Here is a 19,607-nt window from a genome sequence, read left to right as displayed (position 1 = left end):
GATGAGCGCCACGCTCCAGCTGTACATCCTCTGCTACAACCGCTCCGAGCTGGCGCGGCAGGCCATCCAGTCGGCACTGGCACAGACGGACAAGCGCTTTCAGCTCGTCATCTCCGACAACTCGACGGATGGGAAGACGCAGTCGATGGTGGAGGCGGAGTTTCCGCAGGTCGACTACCGGCTGCGTGTTCCGCACCTGAAGGCGCTGGATCACTTCAACCTGTGCCTGGACGAGGCGATGGCCAGCCACGTCTGCCTCTTCCACGACGATGACCTGCTCTCACCTCGATATGTGGAGCAGGTGATCGCGACCATCGGCCGCCACCCCGAAGCCGCTGCCATCGGGGTCAATGCCTTGATCGCGGAGGAGGGGCGGCCGCAGCGGCTCTCGTTCAGCACGACCGGCGATGAGCACCGGGTGCGCAACGTCGGCCAGCTTGCAGCCCACTACTTCTCGCGCTACCAGATCGGCATCGCGCCGTTTCCGGGCTATGTGTACAGGCGGGCGAGCATCGAGGGGCTGCGCTTCGATCCGGCCGAGGGCAAGTATTCCGACGTGAGCTGGCTGCTGCGCGTCGTCGAACGCGGCAGCATGGTGTGGATCGTCGAGCCGCTGATGACCTATCGGCTGCACGCCACCAACGACAGTCGCCACGAGTCCATCGGCGATCGCCTGCGGCTTCTGGCTTATTTCAAGCGCCGTCAGGCCGTGGTCGGGCCGGCGCTGGTCGAGGACTTCCGCTTCTTCATCTATAAGAAGGCGCTCGAACTCGACCGCAACGAGCTGCTGCGTCTGCCCGCGGCGCGCCGCGAGACGATGAAAGGCTATCTGAAGCGCTACCGTTGCCGCCGTGTCGGCCGCCTCGACCAGCATCTGGCGCTCTTGCGCCAGACCCGGGTGCGCATCTCAAAGCGACTGGAGGGCGCGCGATGATGCTCGGCAGCGTGTGGGCCGATGGGCACTCGAACAACTCCTTCTTCCGCGAAGACGACCCGACGCATCGCTTCAACCCGACGCACACCAACCGTGTGCTGCGCGAAGCCTTTGCGCAGCGAGGCATCGAGCTCAATACCGCTGACGTCAACGTCGGGCGCCAGGTCGATTTCGAACTGCACTTCGAAGGTCGTGTCCTGCCCGCGAGCACGCTGCCGCGGTTCCTCGTTGCCCTTGAGAACCCGTTCATCAACCCGCTGAACGCAGACCCGGCGTACTTCGCGAACTTCCGCCGCGTCTTTGCCTGGGACCGCCGCTTTCTCGAACTGCCCAACGTGCTGGAGATCGCCTACGGCATCCACTTCATCGTGCCGCCATGGCCGGGCTTCGAGGAGCGCGACATCTTCAGCTGCCTCATCAACGCCAACAAGCGCTTCAGGCACCCGCTGCCAAACGACCTCTACGTCGAGCGGGTGGAGGTGATCCGCTGGCACGAGCAGCATGCGCCGCAGGACTTCCATCTCTACGGCCTGGGCTGGAACAAGCCGCGGCACGAGTCGGGGTGGGCCGGAAAGTTGCGGCGCCGTGCCCAGCGCCTGGCCACGCAGGCGTTCGGCTACCAGCCGTTCCCGTCGTGGAAGGGCGAGCTGCCCGACAAGTCTTCAGTGCTGCTGCGCTCGAAGTTCTCGTACTGCTACGAGAACGTGCACTCCCTGAGCGGCTACGTCACCGAGAAGATCTTCGACTCGATGATGAACGGCTGCGTGCCGGTCTATTGGGGTGCGGACGACGTGACCCGCCACGTGCCCAAGGAAAGCTTCATCGACCGACGGGACTTTCGCGACACGGCAGAGGTTCACGCCTACCTGCAGGCAATGTCGGCCAACGAGTTCGCCGATCGGCAGGCGGCCATCCGCGGGTTCCTCGACAAGGGTGCGGAGCGATTCAGCTCGCAGCGCTTTGCGCAGACGATTGCGGATGGGGTCTTGGCGTCGCTCGCATCCCCGACAATCCGCCCAGTTCAACCTGGATGACCGACATGTTCGAAGCTTTGAGAGGCAAGCTCCGGCAACGCCGTGGGCTCAAGAATGAGCAGGCCGAATGGACGCGGCGCCGTTTTGCGTCGCCAAGCCCCGCACACATCAAGCGCAGCGTGCTGCTGCGGCTCGGCTGGCCCGAGGCCGATGCCACGTGGGTGGAGACGGGCACATTCCTCGGTGAGACGGCGGAGATGCTTGCGGCTCATGCGAAGGCCGTCTACACCATCGAGCCGGAGGAGAAGCTTTACCGCCAGGCCGCCGAGCGACTGGCGGGAGAGCCCAGGATCCGGGTGATGCACGGGCTCTCGGAAGAGGTGCTGCCCAAGCTGCTGCCCACGCTGTCGGGAACCGTCAATTTCTGGCTCGACGGTCACTACTCGGGCGGCATCACGCACCAGGGCCCGGTCGACTGCCCCGTTCGCGACGAACTCCGCCACATCGAAGCCAACCTTTCGCGCTTCGGCAATGTCGCGGTGCTGATCGACGACATCCGCTGCTTCGATCCGACCATCGACACCTACGCCGACTACCCCGATCTGAACGAGCTCGTCGATTGGGCGCGCAAGAACGGCTTCAAGTGGAGCATCGAGCACGACATCTTCGCGGCCATCCGCCAGAAACCCTCTGCCTGAGGCCGGGCTCGTGAAGTTCCTCGATCGACTGAAGCTGAGCGCGAAGAAACCCGACGAGGACGGGCCGACCCTGGTCACCTTCACCGGCGGCATGGGCGCACAGATCCTCAGTGCGGCCATCTATTTCGACCTGATGGAGCGTGGCGTGCCGGTGGCCGCCGATCTGTCTTACTTCGACCGGCCCGAATTCGTGGCCGAAGCGGGCCAGGCCGGGGCCTGTTCGCACTGGGCTTGGCAGCTCGACCCGTTCGGCCTTGCGCGATGGGCCTTCTCCGGCGACGCGGCCGGTCTGCCCGGTCGAGCACGGATGATTCCTGACGGTGCGGAGAAGATGACGCTGGCGATGTCTGCCCTGGAGAAGCCCGCGATCCGCGCTCGCTTCCAGGTTCCGGCAGGCCTCCAGGACTTGCTCGATCCGGCGGACGCTCGGCCTTACATGTGCCTGCACGTGCGGCGCGGCGACTATTTGAACGTGGCCAGCCACCTGGTGTCGGATGCCGAGTTCGTGGGTTTGGCCCGGCGATTCGCTGGGCTGATCCAGCGGGTCGTGATCCTGTCCGATTCGGATGTACCGGCGGACTTCGTGTCGGCCCTCCAGCCGCATTTCGACCACGTCGAGGTTTGCGCAGGCATCGATGCCTTCGCCTCGCATCGGATCATGCGAGGGGCGAGGGTGCTGGTGTGTTCCAACAGCCAGTTCAGCCTCATCGCCGCATTGCTGAACCCTGAGGCCATGGTGCTCGTGCCTAGGCAGTGGTTCGACGGCAAGGACCGCGCCATTGAGGCGCCGATCCATGCACGCTGCGCGTTCCAGTTGCTGGGCGCGGACTCAGCGGCCTGAAAGCCAGGCCGCCGTGCGGCGAAGGGATTCGTCCAGCCCGATCGGCTCGGGCAGCGCCAGCTCACGACGGGCCTTGGCGATGTCCGGCACGTAGCGCGAAGGCGCGGCCCCTGCCAGCGCTTCCTGCATTACCTGCACGCGCGACGACGAGCCCGTCGCCGCGAGAACACAGTCGGCGAGCTGCCGGATGCTCACCGCGTCTGCGCCGCCCACGTTGTAGAGCCCGCCGCGGGCGCGGTCGTCGAGGAGGATGGTCCACAGCCAGGCCGCGAGGTCTGCGGTGTGCAGGTAGCTGCGCAGCGGCGTACCGTCTCCCTGGATGACGATGGGTCGACCCGCCAGGGCGTCGCGCAGGAAGTTGCCGATGGCGAAATGCTTGTCCAGCGGCAGGCCGGGGCCGACGAAGGCGAAGAGCCGGGCCACCCGCAGGTCCAGCCCGTGCTCCCGTGCATGGGCAAACGCCATCCACTCGGCGGCTTTCTTGCCCATCGTGTAGGCCGGTGTCGCTTGCGGTGTCTGCGCGCTGCCGGGATGGTCTTCGAGGAGCGCCGTGACGTCGGCGGGCTGCGGCCCGTAGACCGCCCCGGAGCTCACCAGGAGCAGGTTCTTCGCGCCACAGCGTCGGGCCAGCTCCAACACCCGGTGCGTGCCTTCCACGCAGGTGTCGAAGGTGTCGAGGTCGCTGGCCGACGTGGCCACGTCGGTGGCGGCGTGGAGGATGCGGTCGAACGCGCGGCCTTCGATGGACAGGGTGCGCACATCACCGGGCAGCAGCTCGACACACGGCCGGTCGGCCAGCGCCGGTGCCTCTGCGCGGAAAGCCGCCGGGTTGCGCGTGAGCACGGTCAGCCGGCAGCCGAGCTGGAAGTGCCGATCGGCTTCGATCAGCGTGGCCACCAGCCACTTGCCGACGAAGCCCGTGCCACCCGTCAGGAAGACGCGCTGGCCTTTCAGCTGCTGCCAGCGTTCGCCCACCACCGAACGCGCGTGGGCCAGGTCTTCAGCTGGCAACGGCGGCAAGGCGGCCGTCATGGTCAGCGCAGGCTGCGTGCGAAGGCCGACACCTTGTCGGTGACGCTCAGGGTGTCGAGCCCGTGCTCCTTCAGCAGGTAGTCGTAGGTGCCGCAGTGCTCGGAGAAACGATCGGGCACACCGACCCGCAGCACGCGCGTGGGGGCCAGCTCGGTCGAGATCTCGGCGACGAGGGCGCCCAGGCCGCCCATGGTCGAGTGCTCTTCCAGCACCACCACGCCGCGGTGGCGGGCGCAGATGTCGGCCACACGGGTGACGTCGATGGGTTTGATGGTGGGCACGCTCCACACCTCGGCCTCGGGGTGATGGGCCTTGGCCACGTCGAGCGCGGTGCGCACCATCGAGCCGGTGGCGATGAAGGCGAGGCCGTCGCCTCGGCCTGCGTGCGCCTTCAACAACTCGCCGGGTCGGGCCTGCACCGGGGCAGCGTGGACATCGCCGCGATCCGACTTGCCCATGCGCAGGTAGGCCGGGGCGGCGCTCTGGTAGGCCAGGTCCATGCACAGGGTGATCTCGAAGCGATCGGCCGGTGAGTAGACCGCCAGCTGCGGGATCACGCGCGCGCAGGCGATGTCTTCGGTGCTCTGGTGGCTGGTGCCGAGATGGCTGTAGACGAAGCCGGCGCCGTCGCCGGTGAAGATCACCGGCAGGTTGTCGTGCGCCACGTCGAGCTTGATCTGCTCGAGCACGCGCACCGGCACGAAGGCGCTCAAACCATAGACGATGGGGCGGAAGCCCGCACGCGCGAGGCCGGCGGCCATGCCGACCATGTTCTGCTCGGCAATGCCGGCGTTGATGTACTGGCCGGGGCAGTGCTTGCGGAAGGCGTCGAAGAGCGCGTAGCCGTGGTCGCCGGTGAGCAGCAGCACGTTCTTGTCGGCCTGGGCCAGGCGCACCAGCGCGTCGCTGAAGGCGGCTCTCATGCGCGGCCCTCCTTCAGCGTGACGGGTAGCGCTGCGAGTGCCTGCGCATAGGTCTCGTCGGTGAGGCGGGTGTAGTGCCAGATGTTGTTGTGCTCCATGAAGGGCACGCCCTTGCCCTTGACGGTCTTGGCGACGAGCGCCTTGGGCTTGGTGTTGGCGCTGGCCTTGAGTTGGTTGAGCCCCGCATCGATCGCGGCTTCATCGTGGCCATCGACCGTGATCGCCTCGAAGCCGAAGGATTCGAACTTGGCCTGGATGGAGCCGAGCTTCAGCACGTCTTCCGTCGTGCCCATCGCCTGGTAGCCGTTCTCGTCGACGATGACGGTGAAGTTGCGCAAGTCGTGGTGGGCGGCGAAGAGGGCGCCTTCCCAGATCGGGCCTTCGTTGAGTTCACCGTCGCCGACCAGCGCGTACACCTGCTGGTCGGTGCCGCGCAGCTTGGCGCCGAGGGCCAAGCCCACGCCCACCGAGAGGCCGTGGCCGAGCGAGCCGGAGGTGACTTCGAGGCCGGGCACGCGCGAGTCGGACAGACCCTTCAGGTGCGTGCCGTCGCCGAAGTAGGTCTGCACCGTCTGGTCATCGATCCAGCCCAGCTCGCGCATGCAGGCGTATTGCGCCATCACGCCGTGGCCTTTGCTTAGCACGAGGTAGTCGCGGCCTTCGGCTTTGGGGTCGTTGCCGGGGTAGCGCAGGTGCTGGCGGTAGAGCACCGCCAGCAGCTCGATGATCGAGAAGGCGCAGCCGATGTGCACCGTATTACCGGCGCGGGCCATCTCGAGCACCGTGCGGCGCAGCGTCGAAGGGTCGAAGCGTTGGGCGGCCATGAGGGTGTTCGTTAGAAGTTGAGGCCGAAGAACTCTTCGATCTTCTGCACGATGTAGTCGAGATGCTCGGTACCGAGCCCCGGATACACGCCGAGCCAGAAGGCCTGGTTCATCACGATGTCGGTGCGCTCCAGTGAGCCGCTCACGCGGAAGTTGCGGCCGATCATGTAGGGCTGTCGGGTCAAGTTGCCGGCGAAGAGCAGCCGGGTGCCGATCTTGTTCTGGTCGAGGTAGGCCAGCAGGTCGACGCGTTTCACACCCGACTCGGGCTTGAGCAGCGCGAGGAAGCCGAACCACGACGGGTCGGAATTCGGCGTGGCTTCGGGCAGCTCCAGGAACTCGCTGCACGAGGCGAGCTTTTCCTTCAGGTACTCGAAGTTGCGCTTGCGCGCGGCCACGAACTCGTCGACCCGGTCCATCTGCGCCAGCGCGCAGGCGGCCTGCATGTCGCTGATCTTCAGGTTGTAGCCGAGGTGCGAATACGTGTACTTGTGGTCGTAGCCGTCGGGCAGATCGCCCCCCAGCTCCTTGGGAGTCCAACAGAAGCGCTTGTTGCAGGTGTTGTCTTTGCCGGGCGGGCAGTAGCAGTCGCGGCCCCAGTCGCGGAAGGATTCGGCGATGAGTTTCAGCTCGGCGTTGTTGGTGAACACCGCGCCGCCTTCGCCCATGGTGATGTGGTGGGCGGGGTAGAAGCTGAGCGTGCCAATGTCGCCGAAGGTGCCGACGAGTTGGCCGTTGTAGGTCGCGCCTAGGGCGTCGCAGCAGTCTTCGACCAGCCACAGCTTGTGCTTCTTGCACAGTGCCGTCACCACCTCGAGGTTGAAGGGGTTGCCCAGCGAGTGGGCCAGCATGATGGCCTTGGTCTTGGGGCCGATGGCGGCTTCGATGAGGCTCGCATCGATGTTGTGCGTGGCAAGGTCGATGTCGACGAACACCGGCACCGCGCCGAATTGCAGGATCGGGTTGACGGTGGTGGGGAAGCCGGCCGCCACGCCGATCACTTCGTCGCCGGGCTTGATGGCGCGGTCGCCGAGGCGCGGCGAGGTGAGGGCCGAGAAGGCCACGAGGTTGGCCGAAGAGCCCGAGTTCACCGTGATGAGGTACTTCACGCCCAGGTACTTGGCCAGGCGGTCTTCAAACGCCGCGTTGAAGCGGCCGGTGGTGAGCCAGGCGTCGAGCGAGGCTTCGACCATCAGCTGCAGTTCCTTGGCGCCCAGCACCTTGCCCGACACGGGCACGGGCGACACGCCGGGCTGGAAGGGCTTGGCGGCGTAGGTCAGGTCGGCGTACTGCTGCACGAGCGCTGCGATCTGCTGGCGCAAGGCGGTGGTGGCGGGGTTCGTGGCGTCGGGGGCTGCAGCGAGCGGTGCTGCCGCCGGGACGATGGGGATGTTCATGCAAGTTCCTTGGGAGCCGACTGCGCGTATTGGTTGATCTGCTTCAGGCAGAGCGCGTGCATGTCGTCTCGGTTCAGCCAGGCACGGTGCCAGGCGGCGATGTGGTCGAGGGTGGTGTCCAGGCGCCAGCGGGGGCGCCAGCCGAGGCGTTGGCGGGCCTTGGAGATGTCGAGCTTGAGGTAGTGGGCTTCGTGCGGGTGTTCGCTCGCATCGACCTGCCACGTCGCGCCGTTGCCCCAGGCGTTCACCATGCGCTCGACGATCCACTGCACCGGCCGAGCGTCTTCATCGTTGGGGCCGAAGTTCCAGCCTTCGGCGTGCGCTGGGCCGTCTTGCCACAGCTTCTCGGCGAGCAGCAGGTAGCCCGACAGCGGCTCCAGCACGTGCTGCCAGGGGCGGATGGCGTGCGGGTTGCGGATGAGCACCGGCTCCTGGCGCTCGAAGCTGCGCAGGATGTCGGGCACGAGGCGATCGGCAGCCCAGTCGCCGCCGCCGATCACGTTGCCGGCGCGGCCCGAGCCGAGCGCAATGCCGGCTTGGCGCATGAAGGAGTCGCGGTAGGCCGACGTCACCAGTTCCGAGCAGCCCTTGCTGTTGCTGTAGGGGTCATGCCCGCCCATCGGCTCGCCTTCGCGGTAGCCCCAGACCCACTCCTTGTTGTCGTAGCACTTGTCGCTGGTGACGTTGACGATGCAGCGCACGCTGCCTGCCTGCCGCGCCGCTTCGAGCACGTGCACCGTGCCCATCACGTTGGTGGCGTAGGTCTCGACCGGGTCTTGATACGAGCGGCGCACCAGGGCCTGCGCGGCCATGTGGATGACGATCTCGGGCTTGAACTCGTTCATCGCGCGCTGCACGGCGGCGAGGTCGCGCACGTCGCCGGCGATGGACGTCATGCCGTCGGCGACCCGTGCGATGTTGAAAAGCGCGGGCTCGGTATCAGGTGCCAACGCATAGCCGCACACGTGCGCGCCAGCCGACTGCAGCCACAGCGAGAGCCAGCTGCCCTTGAAGCCGGTGTGGCCGGTGAGGAAGACGCGCTTGCCGCGCCAGAATTCCATGTCCATGCCGCTCAGGCCCACTTCTTCCATGGCGCCTTGCCGCTGGCCCACAGCTCTTCGAGCAGGTGCTTGTCGCGCAGGGTGTCCATCGGCTGCCAGAAGCCGTGGTGCTCGTAGGCCATCAACTGGCCCTCCTCGGCCAGGCGCATCAGCGGGCCCTGTTCCCAGACGGTGGCGTCGTCCTTCAGGTAACCCAGCACCGACGGGCTCAGCACGAAGAAGCCGCCATTGATCATGGCGCCGTCGCCCTTGGGCTTCTCCTTGAAGCTCATGACCTGGCCTTGCTGGATGTCGAGTGCGCCGAAGCGGCCCGGCGGGAAGGCGGCCGTCAGCGTGGCGGCCTTGCCGTGCGCCTTGTGGAAGGCGAGGGTGGCCGAGATGTCGAGGTCGGACACGCCGTCGCCATAGGTGAAGCAGAAGGCGTCTTCGTCTTGCACGTACTGCGCCACACGGCGCAGGCGGCCGCCGGTCATCGACTCGTCGCCGGTGTCGACGAGCGTCACCGTCCAGGGCTCGGCGCGCTCGCTGTGCACCTCCATGCGGTTGTGCTTCATGTCGAAGGTGACGTCGGACATGTGCAGGAAGTAGTTCGCGAAGTACTCCTTGATCACGTAGCCCTTGTAGCCGCAGCAGACCACGAAGTCGTGGATGCCGTGGTGCGAGTACATCTTCATGATGTGCCACAGGATGGGCTTGCCGCCGATCTCGACCATGGGCTTTGGCCGCACGGAGGTCTCTTCGCTGAGCCGGGTACCGAGGCCGCCGGCGAGGATCACGGCTTTCATGGGTGGGTCTTTCTCAAGGTGCGGGGGCCGAGGACACGAAGGCGTCGGAATGGAAGTGGTGCTCGGCCAGGCCCGCGGCGACGAGCGCATCGCGGGCGCTGTGGATCATGGCATCGTAGCCGCAGGCATAGACCCGGGTGTTGGGCCAGTCGTGGGGTGTCTGGAGCATCACCTCCTGCACGTGGCCACGGGCGCCTGGCCAGCCGCTGCCGGCGCGCGAGAGCACCGGCACGTAGCGCTGGCCGGCCTGGGGGGCGCCCGCATCCCAGTAGTGATCGGCTTCCACGCGGTTGCCCCAGTAGACGGTGAGCGATCGGGGCTTTTCATCCTGTTGGGCCAGCTGCTCTAGCAGTGCCTTGATCGGCGCGATGCCGGTGCCGGTGGCAAGGAACACGAGGTCGAGCCCGGCGATGTCGCGTAGGAAGAAGGTGCCGAGCGGGCCGTGCAGGCGCAGCAGGTCGTTGGCCTTGGCCTCATCGAACCAGTAGCGGCTCATCACGCCGCCCTCGACCTGGCGGATGTGCAGCTCCAGGTGCTCCTGCGGTGCGTTGGCAATGGAATAGGCGCGGCGCACGCCGCCCGGGCCGATCACGTCGATGTACTGGCCGGGCTGGAAGGCGAAGCGGCTGTTGGGTGGCAGTCGCAGCGTCACCTTCAGCACGTCGGGCGACACCTTCTCCAAGGTGTGTATGCGGCAGGGCAGGGTGCGCGGGTCGGCGAGCTGCACGTTGCCGAGGTCTTCGACCTCGAGTTCGACGTCCCTCGTGGCGGCGCGCACGCAGGTGAGCACGAAGCCCTGGGCCCGCTCTTCGGGGGTGAGGCCCAGTTCGTCGTGCAGGGCGGTGGTGCTGCCGCTCTTCACCTTGCCCTTGCATGAGCTGCAGCGGCCGGTGCGGCAGCTGTAGGCGAGCGTCACGTGGGCGCGCAGGGCGGCGTCGAGCAGGCTTTCGCCGTCGGCGACGTCGAACTGCTTACCGCTGGTGGTGCGAGCAATGGGCATGAAGGTGTCTGTGTGGAGATTCGTCATTCCCCCGAAGGCGGGAATCCAGGCATGAGGGGCACGTGGATTCCCGCTTTCGCGGGAATGACGGAAGGGTCGGCTATTTTCGCCTCAGCGGCGGAATTGCCTCAGCCAGCGCTTCACGCGCCGCACGGCACGCGAGCCGGCACTGCGGGCGCCGGCCTCGTCCATCTCGTACTGCCAGTTCGATTGGTAGACGGCGCCGATGAAGCGCTCCACCAGGTTGGCCTCGGTCTCGCCCAGGCCGCGCAGGGCGTTGAAATGCCAGTCGTGGTGGTAGACGCGGAAGAGCGGCTCGATGGGCGCGAGCGGGATGCTCCGGTAGGCCAGCAGCGACTCGCCATACCAGCGCAGCTCGGAGGGCATCTGCTCGATGGCGTCCCACAGCGTCTGGTTCTTCGGGGCCAGGCGCTGTTCGTACAGGTCGTTCCACACCTTGGCCGACCAGGGCACGGGCGTGGGGCCGAAGTCGTAGTCGGGGCCGGTGCGGCCGAAGATCGCCTTCAGCTGTGCGCTCTCGCGGCGGAAGTCTTCCTCGACCTTGCGGTAGCCGCGCGACGAGGCCAATTGGCGGTATTCCTTCGACTCGTGCACATGGCTGTAGGGGTGGCCTTCGGGCGCCAGGAAATCGGCGCGGCCGAAGGGGCGCAGGAACACCGTGTCGGCGTCGGTGCAGAGGTAGGCGTCGCAGCCGAGGAGTCGCCAGGCTTCCGACTTGACCACCTGCTGCGCCTTGCTGCCCGGCGTGGCCTGGTAGCGAGCCAGCAGGTCGTGCTCCACGGCCTTCGGGTGCGCGGCGACCACAGCCTCGTCGGTGACGAACTCGCAGGCACCAGCCGGGAGCGTGCTGCGGAACAGCGCCAAGTCGTCATTCGGCACGATCAGGACCACGGGCAGCTTGTCGCGGTTGTGCGGGGCGATGCTGGCCAGGAGCCGCTGCGCACGGCGCAGGTCACCGCGGTAGGTCTTGCAGACGATGGGAAAGTCGAGGGCCATGCAATGGGCGCGTACGCGGGCGGAGCCGCGATTGTGGCCTGAGGCCTCACCCCTAGAATCCCCGGCCAGTTTCGAAGAGCCCAGCCGATGTCCTACCTCCTGCCTTCACGCCTGACCGTGGTTGCCCAAGCCGGGGGTGTGCTGGAGCGCTTCTGGTCGGAATATGCCTCGGGCGCGCATGCGGTGAAGGAGCTGCCGGCGAGCCTGGTCTCGATCGCGGTGGGCATGTCGCCGGAAGCCGCCGTGCGCCAGGCCTTCGAGCAGGCCGAAGGTGTGGCCCTCGTCCTGACCGACATCGAAGACGCCCAGCGCCTGGCCGTGCAACTCAAGCTGCGCCGCCGCCAGCCCAGCATCGTGATGCGCTGGTGGGACCGCCCGGCGAACCTCAAGCCCACCTACCGCGACCGCCTGGTCTTCAACCGCTACACCGGCGTCAACTTCATGACGAGCCGGGCCGACCTCGAAGCCAACGTGCGCCCACCCAAAGGCGGCCTGGTGGTCGACAACCCGGTGCTGCTCGACCAGCCCGCAGCGCTCGGCGAAGACTCCTGGCACAAGACCATGCGCCACACGCTGCTGGCCCTCACGCAGCCCACGCGCACCGACATCTTCGGCATTGCCAAGCGCAACCACGGCGCCATCAAGCTCACGCTGGCCACGCACTTTTATTGCAACCAGGACAACATCGACACCGTGACGAGCTGGCTGCGTGACTTCACCACGCTGCCGGCCGAGGTGCTGGACCAGATCCAGTTCGTGATCGTCGACGACGGCTCGCCGCTGAAGTACGACATCCCCGATTTCGACCTGAACCTCACCTGGGTGCGCATCGACCAGGACATCCGCTGGAACCAGGCCGGCGCGCGCAACGCCGCGATGCTGCATGCACGCGCCGAAAACGTGGTGATCACCGACGTGGACCACGCCTTTCCCGAGCACACGGTGCGCTGGCTGCTCGACCACCCGATCAAGCGCCGCCGCTTTTACAAGTTCTGGCGCAAGATGCCCGACGGCTCGCTGATCAAGGGCCACCCCAACATCTTCTACCTGGCGCGTTCGCGCTTCTTCCAGCTCTTCGGCACCGATGAAGAGTTCGCCGGGGCCTATGGCGCTGAAGACTACCGCTTCGTCAAGAACTTCAAGAACCACGGCACGGTGCAGTCGCACCTGCCGAAAGACGTGTTCTGCATCGAGCGCCAGCTCGACCGCGAGAAGTCATACCACTCGCTGGTGCGCGACCTGAGCTTCAACACCGGCGTCGATACCCGCAAGCGCCTGGAGATCGACCACTTCGGCGCCAACTACGGCCACAGCCGCCACAACTACAACTTCACGCAGACGGTGCTGCTCGATCGCATGCGCACGCCCACGCGCATGCCGCCGCTGGATCGCGGCTGGCGCCAGCGCTGGTGGCTGCGGCAGTTCGCGAGCCTGCTCTGCTCGCGCTAGATCGTTAGAGCTTCGAGATCCCGGAGATCTTGGCCACCTCGACCACCGACAGGATCTCGTCGACCGCATCGGCGGTGCTGATGGGCGGCACGGTGACGGTGGAAAGCCGCCCAGCCTGCCAGCGCAGGATCAACTCACGCAAGGCGGCTGCGCCCGCCACGGTGTTGGTCGCTGGGGCGCACCAGCCTTCGTGTTCGCGCACGAGGCGATCCAGCTGCGGGTTGAGGTGGGTGTAGGCCAGCACTGGCCGGCGGGCCCAGAAGTAGTCGTAGAGCTTGGACGGGATGTACTGCTCGCACTCGTCGCCTTCGCCGTGCATCAGAAGCAAGGCGTCGACCTGCTGCATGCGCTGCACCACACGCTCTCGGCCGGAGAGCCCGGTGGCGGGGTCGTGCTCCAGGCGGCCCATCGGGATCACCACGTCGTCGAGCTTGTGCTGCTCGATCAGCTTCTGCGCTGGACCGTCGATCGCACCGCCGTAGACCTCCAGCCGCAGCAGCGGGCGCCATTCGGGCTCGTGGGCGAGCAGGTGGTTGAGCGCGCGGATGAAGGGTACGAGGCTGCGGCTGTCCGACAGCGAGCCGAAGTGGCCGAGCACGCACACCGGCCCGGGTGTGTAGGTGGCCGGCCGCAAGGGGGGCTCGGCTCCGGGCATCACCACGATGCCGCGTTCGCGCAGCACCGGGTGGCGCGCCTGCGCAGCGGCGAGCGCCCCTTCGGTGAACCACCAGGCCAGGTCGGCGTGCTGGCAGATGAGGCCCTCGAGCCGGGCCTGGAAACGCTCGTCGCGGTTGGCCGGCTCACGACCCGGGAAGACCATCGGGTCGTGCACTTCGACGATCCACTTCGCGCCGCACCAGCGCTTGAGCCACCAGCCGGCGAGGTGGGCTGAGTAAGCACCGCCGCTGGAGTACACGAGGTCGATGTCACCACGGCGCAGCATCCACGCGCCGCGCACGAAGGCGGGCAGTGCCCACGACCATTGGTTGCGCAGGCCGATCAGCAGCTTCTCGAGCACCATGAACGGTGCCAGCACGAGGCTGATCAGCAGCATCAGCACACGGTAGGCGATGCCCCGCCCCAGATGGCGCGCCAGCAGGTGGCGCAGGTCGAAGCGCAGCGCCGATGGCCCCCAGGGCAGCAGGCGATGGTGTTCGTAGCGCTTGTCCTGCTCGCCAGTGATGGCACTCAGGATCACCGGCTCGATGCCGGCCTGGACCAGATAGCGCAGCTTGTCGGTGACGGTGAGGCTGGCGGCCCGCCCGTCCATGTTGAACGCGTGCGAGAGGATCAGCCAGCGCTGGCGACGGGCCGTCACAGCTTGAACTGCAGCGCGTGAAGCCGCGCGAAGAGGCCGGCCTTCGCCAGCAGCTCCTGGTGTGTGCCCAGCTCGGCCAGGCGCCCCTGGTCGAGCACGGCGATGCGGTCGGCCTTCTCGATGGTCGACAGCCGGTGCGCCACCACGATCGTGGTGCGGCCTTCCATCAGCCGCTCGAGCGCCTGCTGTACCAGGTGCTCGCTTTCGCTGTCGAGCGCCGAGGTGGCTTCGTCGAGGATGAGCACCGGCGCGTCTTTGTAGATGGCGCGGGCGATGGCCAGGCGCTGGCGCTGGCCGCCGGAGAGCTGGTTGCCGTTGTGGCCGATGCGGGCGTCGAGCCCGTCGGGCTGCTCGTTGACGAAGTCGAGCAGGTTGGCGGCGGCCAGGGCGCTGCGCACGCGCTCGGCGTCGAACTCGGCGCCGAGCGCCACGTTGGCGCCCACGGTGTCGTTGAAGAGCACCACGTCCTGGCTGACAAGGGCGAACTGGCGGCGCAGGGCGGCGAGGTCCCACTCGCGCAGCGGCACGCCATCGAGGCGGATCTCGCCGTCGGTCGGGTCGAGGAAGCGCGGCAGCAGGTTCACGAGCGTCGACTTGCCCGCGCCCGAGGGGCCGACGAGCGCGAGCGTCTCGCCGGCAGCGATCTTGAGCGTGAGGCCATTCAGGGCCGTGGCTTCGTCGTTGTACTTGAGGGTGACGTTGACGAGGTTGAGCTCGCCGCGGGCGCGTGTGGCGGTGTGCGTGCCGCTGTTCTCGACGGGAATCTTGTGCATCAGGTCCAGCCCGCGCTGGATGGCCGCGAGGCCGCGCGTCACCGGCCCGGCCACTTCCGTCAGGTGGCGCAGCGGCGTGATGAGCATCAGCATCGCGGTGATGAAGGCCACGAAGCCACCCACCGTGGCGCCCTGCGTGTTGCTCTGCCAGAGCGCCACCACGATCACGGCTGAAAGGGCGCAGGCCGAGATCAGCTGCGTGACGGGCGTCACCGTCGACGAGGCCACCGTCGACTTGAGCGACAGCTGCCGCACCCGGGCACTGGCCTTGTCGAAGCGCTGCTGCTGGGCCGGCTTCGCGTCGTGCAGACGCACGATGCGCCAAGCCAGCGTGTTCTCTTCCATCACATAGGCCAGCTCGTCGGTCGCGCTCTGGCTGGCCAGGCTGATGCGGTGCATGCGCCGGCTGAAGTAGCGCACCGTCACCGCCACGGCAGGCAGCAGCACTGCGATGAAGAGCGTGAGCTGCCAGTTGATCCACACCAGGTAAATCAACAGTGCGATGGAGGTGAAGCTGTCCTTGATGAGCGTCTGTGCGGCGTTCACGAGGGCCTGCGTGCCGCTCTGCACTTCGTACACCACGGTGTTGATGAGGGTGCTGGCCGTTTGCTGGGTGAAGAGGGATGCGTGCGAGCGCAGCACGTGCTCGAACATGTCGCGCCGCATCTTCAGGGTGGCGTGGTTGCTGGCCCAGGAGAGCGCGTAGTTCACCAGGAAGCCGGCGATGCCGCGCGTGAGGAAGAGCCCGATGATCACCGCCGGCACCGACCACAGCGGAATGTTGCCTTGCTGCGTGAACCCGCTGTCGAGCAGCGGCTTCATCATCGCGGCCAGCCCTGGCTCGGTGGCGGCGCCGATCGCTGCGCCTATCGCCGCCAGCACGAAGGCCAGTTTGGTGCCCGCAAAGTAGGGCGCGACGCGCGCCAGGCGCTGCCGCAGGGTCTGGGTGGGTTGGGTCATAGGCAGCGCGGATTATCCAACGCGCCTGCTGCCTACAATCCCCGCCACCTCGCAGGAGCGCTTGCCCCACATGCCCGAGATCGCGCTGTCCGTCATCGTCATCACCAAGAACGAAAGCCGCAACATCGCCGCGTGCCTGAAGAGCGTGGCCTTCGCCGACGAGTGGATCGTCGTGGACTCGAGCAGCACCGACGGCACGGCCGACACCGCGCGCAGCCTCGGCGCGCAGGTCATCACCATGACCGACTGGCCCGGCTTCGGCCCGCAAAAGAACCGCGCGCTCGACGCCGCCCGGGGCCGCTGGGTGCTGAGCCTCGACGCCGACGAGCGCGTGAGCCCCGAGCTGGCCGAGCGCATCCGCGAAGTCGTGGCGAAGGACGGCCCGGCCGACGGCTACGAACTTTCACGCATCTCCCGCTTCTGCGGCCAGTGGATCCGCCATGGCGACTGGTACCCCGACCGCGTGCTGCGGGTCTTCCGGCGCGGCCGTGCGCGCTTCACCGACGACCTGGTGCACGAGCGTCTCGTCGTGCAAGGCCGGGTCGAACGCCTCAAGGGCGACCTCCTGCACGACACCATGCCCTCGCTCGACGACGCACTCGACAAGATGAACCGCTACAGCAGCGGCCGCGCGCTCGACAAGGTCCGGGCCGGCAAGCGTGGCAGCCTTTTTGCTGCAGTGACCCACGGGTGGTGGGCGTTCATGCGCTGCTACATCGTGAAGCGCGGCTTTCTCGATGGCCGCCTCGGCTTCGTGCTCGCGATTTACCAGGCGGAAGGTACTTATTACAGGTACCTGAAGATGGACCTGCTTGCACGCCAGGCCGGCAAATCCATTGAACCAATATGAATTACGAGGATCAGGACAATCCATGCCGATGAATCGACGACTGTTTGCAGCCTCTTCCGGCCTCCTGCTCGCGGCCCCCGCGCTGGCCCAGTTCCGGGTCGAGATCTCGGGTGTCGGCGCCACCCAGCTGCCCATCGCGATCGCGCGCTTTCGCGATGAAGATCGCACGACGCAGTCCGTGTCGGCGGTGATCAAGGCCGACCTCGAGCGCTCGGGCCTCTTCCGCAGCGTCAAGGCCGACCAGGTCATCGACGAATCCGCCAAGCCGAACCTCGGCGACTGGCGCGGCCAGTCGGCCGACCAATCGGCCGACGCGCTGTTGGCGGGTTCGGTGACCCGCCTGGCCGATGGCCGCTTCGACGTGCGCTACAAGCTGTGGGACGTGGTCAAGGGCAAGGAGCTCGTCTTTGCCAACGTCACCGCAGGGCCTGCCGAGCTGCGGCTGGCCGCGCACCGGGTCGCCGACGTGGTGTACGAGAAGCTCACCGGCGAGAAGGGCGTGTTCTCGACCTTCATCGCTTACGTCACGCGCTCGGGCAAGCGCTACGCGCTGCGCGTGGACCATGCCGACGGCGCGGGCGGCGAGGTCGCCCTGCAAAGCAGCGAGGCGATCATCTCGCCGGCCTGGTCGCCCGACGGCCAGGAGCTGGCCTACGTGACCTTCCAGGACGAGCGCAAGGCCGCCGTCTTCGCACAGAACATCGTCACCGGCGTGCGCCGCAAGCTCGCGAGCTTCCCGGGCTCGAACAGTGCGCCGAGCTGGGCGCCCGACGGCAAGTCCCTCGTGGTGACGCTCAGCCGTGACGGCGGCTCGCAGCTCTACATCATCGGTCGCAACGGCGAGAGCCCACGGCGTCTCACCAACAGCCAGGCGATCGACACCGAGGGCACGTTCACGCCCGACGGCAAGCAGATCTATTTCGTGAGCGACCGCAGTGGTGGCCCGCAGATCTACCGCATGCCGGCCTCGGGAGGCGCGGCCGAGCGTGTGAGCTTTACCGGCAGCTACAACATCAGCCCGGCCATCAGCCCCGATGGCCGCCACCTCGCCTATATTTCCCGCCAGAACGGCGCCTTCAAGCTTTATGTGGGCGAGATCGGCAAGCTCGGCAACGCGCAGGCGATCACCGAGACCTCCGACGACGAAAGCCCGAGCTTCGCCCCCAACAGCAAGCTCATCATCTATGCCACCCGGGCCAACGGCCGCGACACGCTGATGACCACCACCCTCGACGGCAAGATCAAGGGCGCCCTTGATGCCAACCGCTTCCCCGACGTGCGCGAGCCGGCGTGGGGCCCATTCGTTCGCTGAGTTTTTTCTTGCGCTCACCAAGCGCCTTACCAAGCCAGCCACACCGGCAGCTCATATCCCGACCATCAGGAGAACCATCATGAACATGTCCCGCCTCACTCTCATCGTCGCTGCGTCAGCCGTCTTTGCCGGCTGCGCGTCGAACGTGCCGCTGGACAACAAGGCCGCGCCGGTGGAGTCGCGCACGCCCGGCGCCACGGGGGCGAACAATGGTTCGTCGTCGGCCAGTGGCACCAACTCGGGCCGCGTCGCCAGCGTCGACCTGACGAAGAATGCACCGCCGGTTGCCGAAGTCGGCCGCGTCGTGTACTTCGACTACGACAGCTTCGTGATCAAGGACGAGTTCCGACCCGTCATCGAAGGCCAGGCCAAGATGCTCACGGCGAACAAGTCGAAGAAGCTCACCATCGAAGGCCACACCGACGAGCGCGGTGGCAGCGAGTACAACCTCGCACTCGGCCAGAAGCGTGCCGAGTCGGTGGCCAAGTCGCTGAAGCTGCTCGGCGTGACCGATGCGCAGATCGAAGCGGTGAGCTTCGGCAAGGAGCGCCCGGCCGACCAGGGCCACGACGAAGCGGCCTGGGCCAAGAACCGCCGCGCCGAGCTGTCCAGCCGCTAAGTGCCATGAATCGGCCCGTGACGATGCGAGCGTGGCCTGCTGCATGGGCCTTGCTGCTGGCGCTGGCCGCGCCGGTGGCCCATGCCGGCCTCTTCGACGACGACGAGGCGCGCAAGGCCATCCTCGACCTGCGCCAGCGCCAGGAGCAGGGCGACGCCAAGTTGCGCGCCGCGATGGCCGAGAACCAGGCCCAGCTGATGGAGCAGATCAGCCAGCTCCGGCGCAGCCTGCTCGATCTCAACAACCAGCTCGAGACCATGCGGGCCGAGATGGCGCGCATGCGCGGGCAAGACGAGCAGCTCCAGCGCGACGTCGCCGAGCTGCAGCGCATTCAGGGCGAGTTGCAGAAGGCGCAGAAGGATGTGCAGCAGGGCGTGGAAGACCGCATCCGCAAGCTGGAGCCGGTGAAGGTCTCGGTCGACGGCCGCGAATTCCTGGTCGACCCGGAAGAGCGACGCCAGTACGAAGACGCGATGGCGCTGCTGCGCAAGAGCGAGTTCGCGGCGGCTTCGAATGCGTTTGCCGCGTTCGCGAAGCGCTACCCGGCGAGCGGGTACACGCCGTCGCTGCTGTTCTGGCGTGGCAATGCGCAGTACGCGATGCGCGACTACCGCGAGGCGATCGTGAGCTTCCGCGCGCTGCTGTCGGCCACGCCCGATCACGTTCGGGCACCCGAGTCGCTGCTGGCCATCGCCAACTGCCAGATGGAGCTGAAGGACAACAAGGCCGCACGCCGCACCATCGACGAGCTGGTGAAGGCGTACCCCAAGTCCGAGGCCGCGCAGGCGGGCAAGGAGCGGCTGGCGTCGCTGCGCTGAGGCTCGCGCTCCTGGTGGACTT

At 67.0% G+C, this 19,607-nt stretch carries 19 protein-coding genes; 9 read left to right on the top strand and 10 right to left on the bottom strand.

Annotation, left to right across the window (positions count from 1 at the left end; all coding sequences use genetic code 11):
- Position 1: 1 nt before the first annotated feature.
- The 4 genes from KF892_07580 to KF892_07565 are packed head-to-tail and all read left to right on the top strand — an operon-like array spanning position 2 to position 3,447.
- Positions 2 to 934: a glycosyltransferase gene (locus KF892_07580; GenBank protein MBX3624854.1), complete on the top strand. Its 933-nt coding sequence runs from the start codon at positions 2 to 4 to the stop codon at positions 932 to 934.
- Positions 931 to 1,968, top strand: coding sequence for a hypothetical protein (locus KF892_07575; protein ID MBX3624853.1), 1,038 nt, complete (start codon positions 931 to 933; stop codon positions 1,966 to 1,968). The genes KF892_07580 and KF892_07575 overlap by 4 nt, the downstream gene beginning before the upstream one ends.
- Positions 1,969 to 1,973: 5 nt before the next feature.
- Positions 1,974 to 2,606, top strand: coding sequence for a hypothetical protein (locus KF892_07570; GenBank protein MBX3624852.1), 633 nt, complete (start codon positions 1,974 to 1,976; stop codon positions 2,604 to 2,606).
- 10 nt (positions 2,607 to 2,616) lie between these two features.
- A complete protein-coding gene (locus KF892_07565; protein ID MBX3624851.1) occupies positions 2,617 to 3,447 on the top strand; it encodes a hypothetical protein in 831 nt (276 codons plus the stop codon).
- On the opposite strand, the gene KF892_07560 is transcribed toward KF892_07565, so the two are convergent.
- The 8 genes from KF892_07560 to KF892_07525 form a co-directional block, all read right to left on the bottom strand.
- A complete protein-coding gene (locus KF892_07560) occupies positions 3,436 to 4,479 on the bottom strand; it encodes an NAD-dependent epimerase/dehydratase family protein (protein ID MBX3624850.1) in 1,044 nt (347 codons plus the stop codon). The two genes, KF892_07565 and KF892_07560, sit on opposite strands and share 12 nt — an antisense overlap.
- Positions 4,480 to 4,481: 2 nt before the next feature.
- Entirely contained in the window at positions 4,482 to 5,402 is a 921-nt protein-coding gene (locus KF892_07555; GenBank protein ID MBX3624849.1) for a transketolase, read from the bottom strand.
- Positions 5,399 to 6,226: a transketolase gene (locus KF892_07550; protein ID MBX3624848.1), complete on the bottom strand. Its 828-nt coding sequence runs from the start codon at positions 6,224 to 6,226 to the stop codon at positions 5,399 to 5,401. The genes KF892_07555 and KF892_07550 overlap by 4 nt, the downstream gene beginning before the upstream one ends.
- An 11-nt stretch (positions 6,227 to 6,237) precedes the next feature.
- Positions 6,238 to 7,623 (bottom strand): lipopolysaccharide biosynthesis protein RfbH, encoded by a 1,386-nt coding sequence (rfbH, locus tag KF892_07545; GenBank protein MBX3624847.1) that lies wholly within the window; start codon positions 7,621 to 7,623, stop codon positions 6,238 to 6,240.
- On the bottom strand, positions 7,620 to 8,690 hold the full coding sequence (rfbG, locus tag KF892_07540) for a CDP-glucose 4,6-dehydratase (protein ID MBX3624846.1): 1,071 nt from the start codon (positions 8,688 to 8,690) through the stop codon (positions 7,620 to 7,622). The genes rfbH and rfbG overlap by 4 nt, the downstream gene beginning before the upstream one ends.
- 5 nt (positions 8,691 to 8,695) lie before the next feature.
- Positions 8,696 to 9,469 carry a glucose-1-phosphate cytidylyltransferase gene (gene rfbF, locus KF892_07535; GenBank protein ID MBX3624845.1) on the bottom strand — a complete coding sequence of 258 codons (774 nt, stop codon included), beginning with the start codon at positions 9,467 to 9,469 and terminating at the stop codon, positions 8,696 to 8,698.
- Positions 9,470 to 9,482: 13 nt separating this feature from the next.
- Positions 9,483 to 10,469 carry a 2Fe-2S iron-sulfur cluster binding domain-containing protein gene (locus KF892_07530; protein ID MBX3624844.1) on the bottom strand — a complete coding sequence of 329 codons (987 nt, stop codon included), beginning with the start codon at positions 10,467 to 10,469 and terminating at the stop codon, positions 9,483 to 9,485.
- 111 nt (positions 10,470 to 10,580) lie between these two features.
- Positions 10,581 to 11,486, bottom strand: coding sequence for a hypothetical protein (locus tag KF892_07525; GenBank protein MBX3624843.1), 906 nt, complete (start codon positions 11,484 to 11,486; stop codon positions 10,581 to 10,583).
- Positions 11,487 to 11,573: 87 nt separating this feature from the next.
- Here KF892_07525 and KF892_07520 point away from each other — a divergent pair, with 87 nt between their 5' ends.
- Positions 11,574 to 12,935 carry a glycosyltransferase family 2 protein gene (locus tag KF892_07520; protein ID MBX3624842.1) on the top strand — a complete coding sequence of 454 codons (1,362 nt, stop codon included), beginning with the start codon at positions 11,574 to 11,576 and terminating at the stop codon, positions 12,933 to 12,935.
- 4 nt (positions 12,936 to 12,939) lie between these two features.
- Here the strand turns inward: KF892_07520 and KF892_07515 are convergent, their stop codons facing one another.
- Together KF892_07515 and msbA are read right to left on the bottom strand one after the other, a co-directional pair.
- Positions 12,940 to 14,253 (bottom strand): hypothetical protein, encoded by a 1,314-nt coding sequence (locus KF892_07515; GenBank protein ID MBX3624841.1) that lies wholly within the window; start codon positions 14,251 to 14,253, stop codon positions 12,940 to 12,942.
- Positions 14,250 to 15,986 (bottom strand): lipid A export permease/ATP-binding protein MsbA, encoded by a 1,737-nt coding sequence (msbA, locus tag KF892_07510; protein ID MBX3624840.1) that lies wholly within the window; start codon positions 15,984 to 15,986, stop codon positions 14,250 to 14,252. Before msbA ends, KF892_07515 begins: the two co-directional genes overlap by 4 nt.
- Positions 15,987 to 16,065: 79 nt before the next feature.
- Between msbA and KF892_07505 the strand changes: the two genes are divergently transcribed.
- The 4 genes from KF892_07505 to ybgF all read left to right on the top strand — a co-directional run bounded on the left by KF892_07505 (position 16,066) and on the right by ybgF (position 19,585).
- On the top strand, positions 16,066 to 16,836 hold the full coding sequence (locus KF892_07505) for a glycosyltransferase family 2 protein (protein MBX3624839.1): 771 nt from the start codon (positions 16,066 to 16,068) through the stop codon (positions 16,834 to 16,836).
- 28 nt (positions 16,837 to 16,864) lie between these two features.
- A complete protein-coding gene (tolB, locus tag KF892_07500; protein MBX3624838.1) occupies positions 16,865 to 18,148 on the top strand; it encodes a Tol-Pal system protein TolB in 1,284 nt (427 codons plus the stop codon).
- Between the two features lie 85 nt (positions 18,149 to 18,233).
- Complete coding sequence (gene pal / locus KF892_07495) at positions 18,234 to 18,767, top strand: peptidoglycan-associated lipoprotein Pal (GenBank protein ID MBX3624837.1); 534 nt, start codon at positions 18,234 to 18,236, stop codon at positions 18,765 to 18,767.
- 23 nt (positions 18,768 to 18,790) lie between these two features.
- On the top strand, positions 18,791 to 19,585 hold the full coding sequence (gene ybgF, locus KF892_07490; GenBank protein MBX3624836.1) for a tol-pal system protein YbgF: 795 nt from the start codon (positions 18,791 to 18,793) through the stop codon (positions 19,583 to 19,585).
- The last annotated feature ends 22 nt before the right edge of the window (positions 19,586 to 19,607 follow it).

It is taken from the genome of Rhizobacter sp., from assembly GCA_019635355.1.
Lineage (GTDB): Bacteria > Pseudomonadota > Gammaproteobacteria > Burkholderiales > Burkholderiaceae_C > Rhizobacter.
Note: the sequence above shows the minus strand (reverse complement) of the source record. Positions and strands in the feature narration are given on the sequence as shown.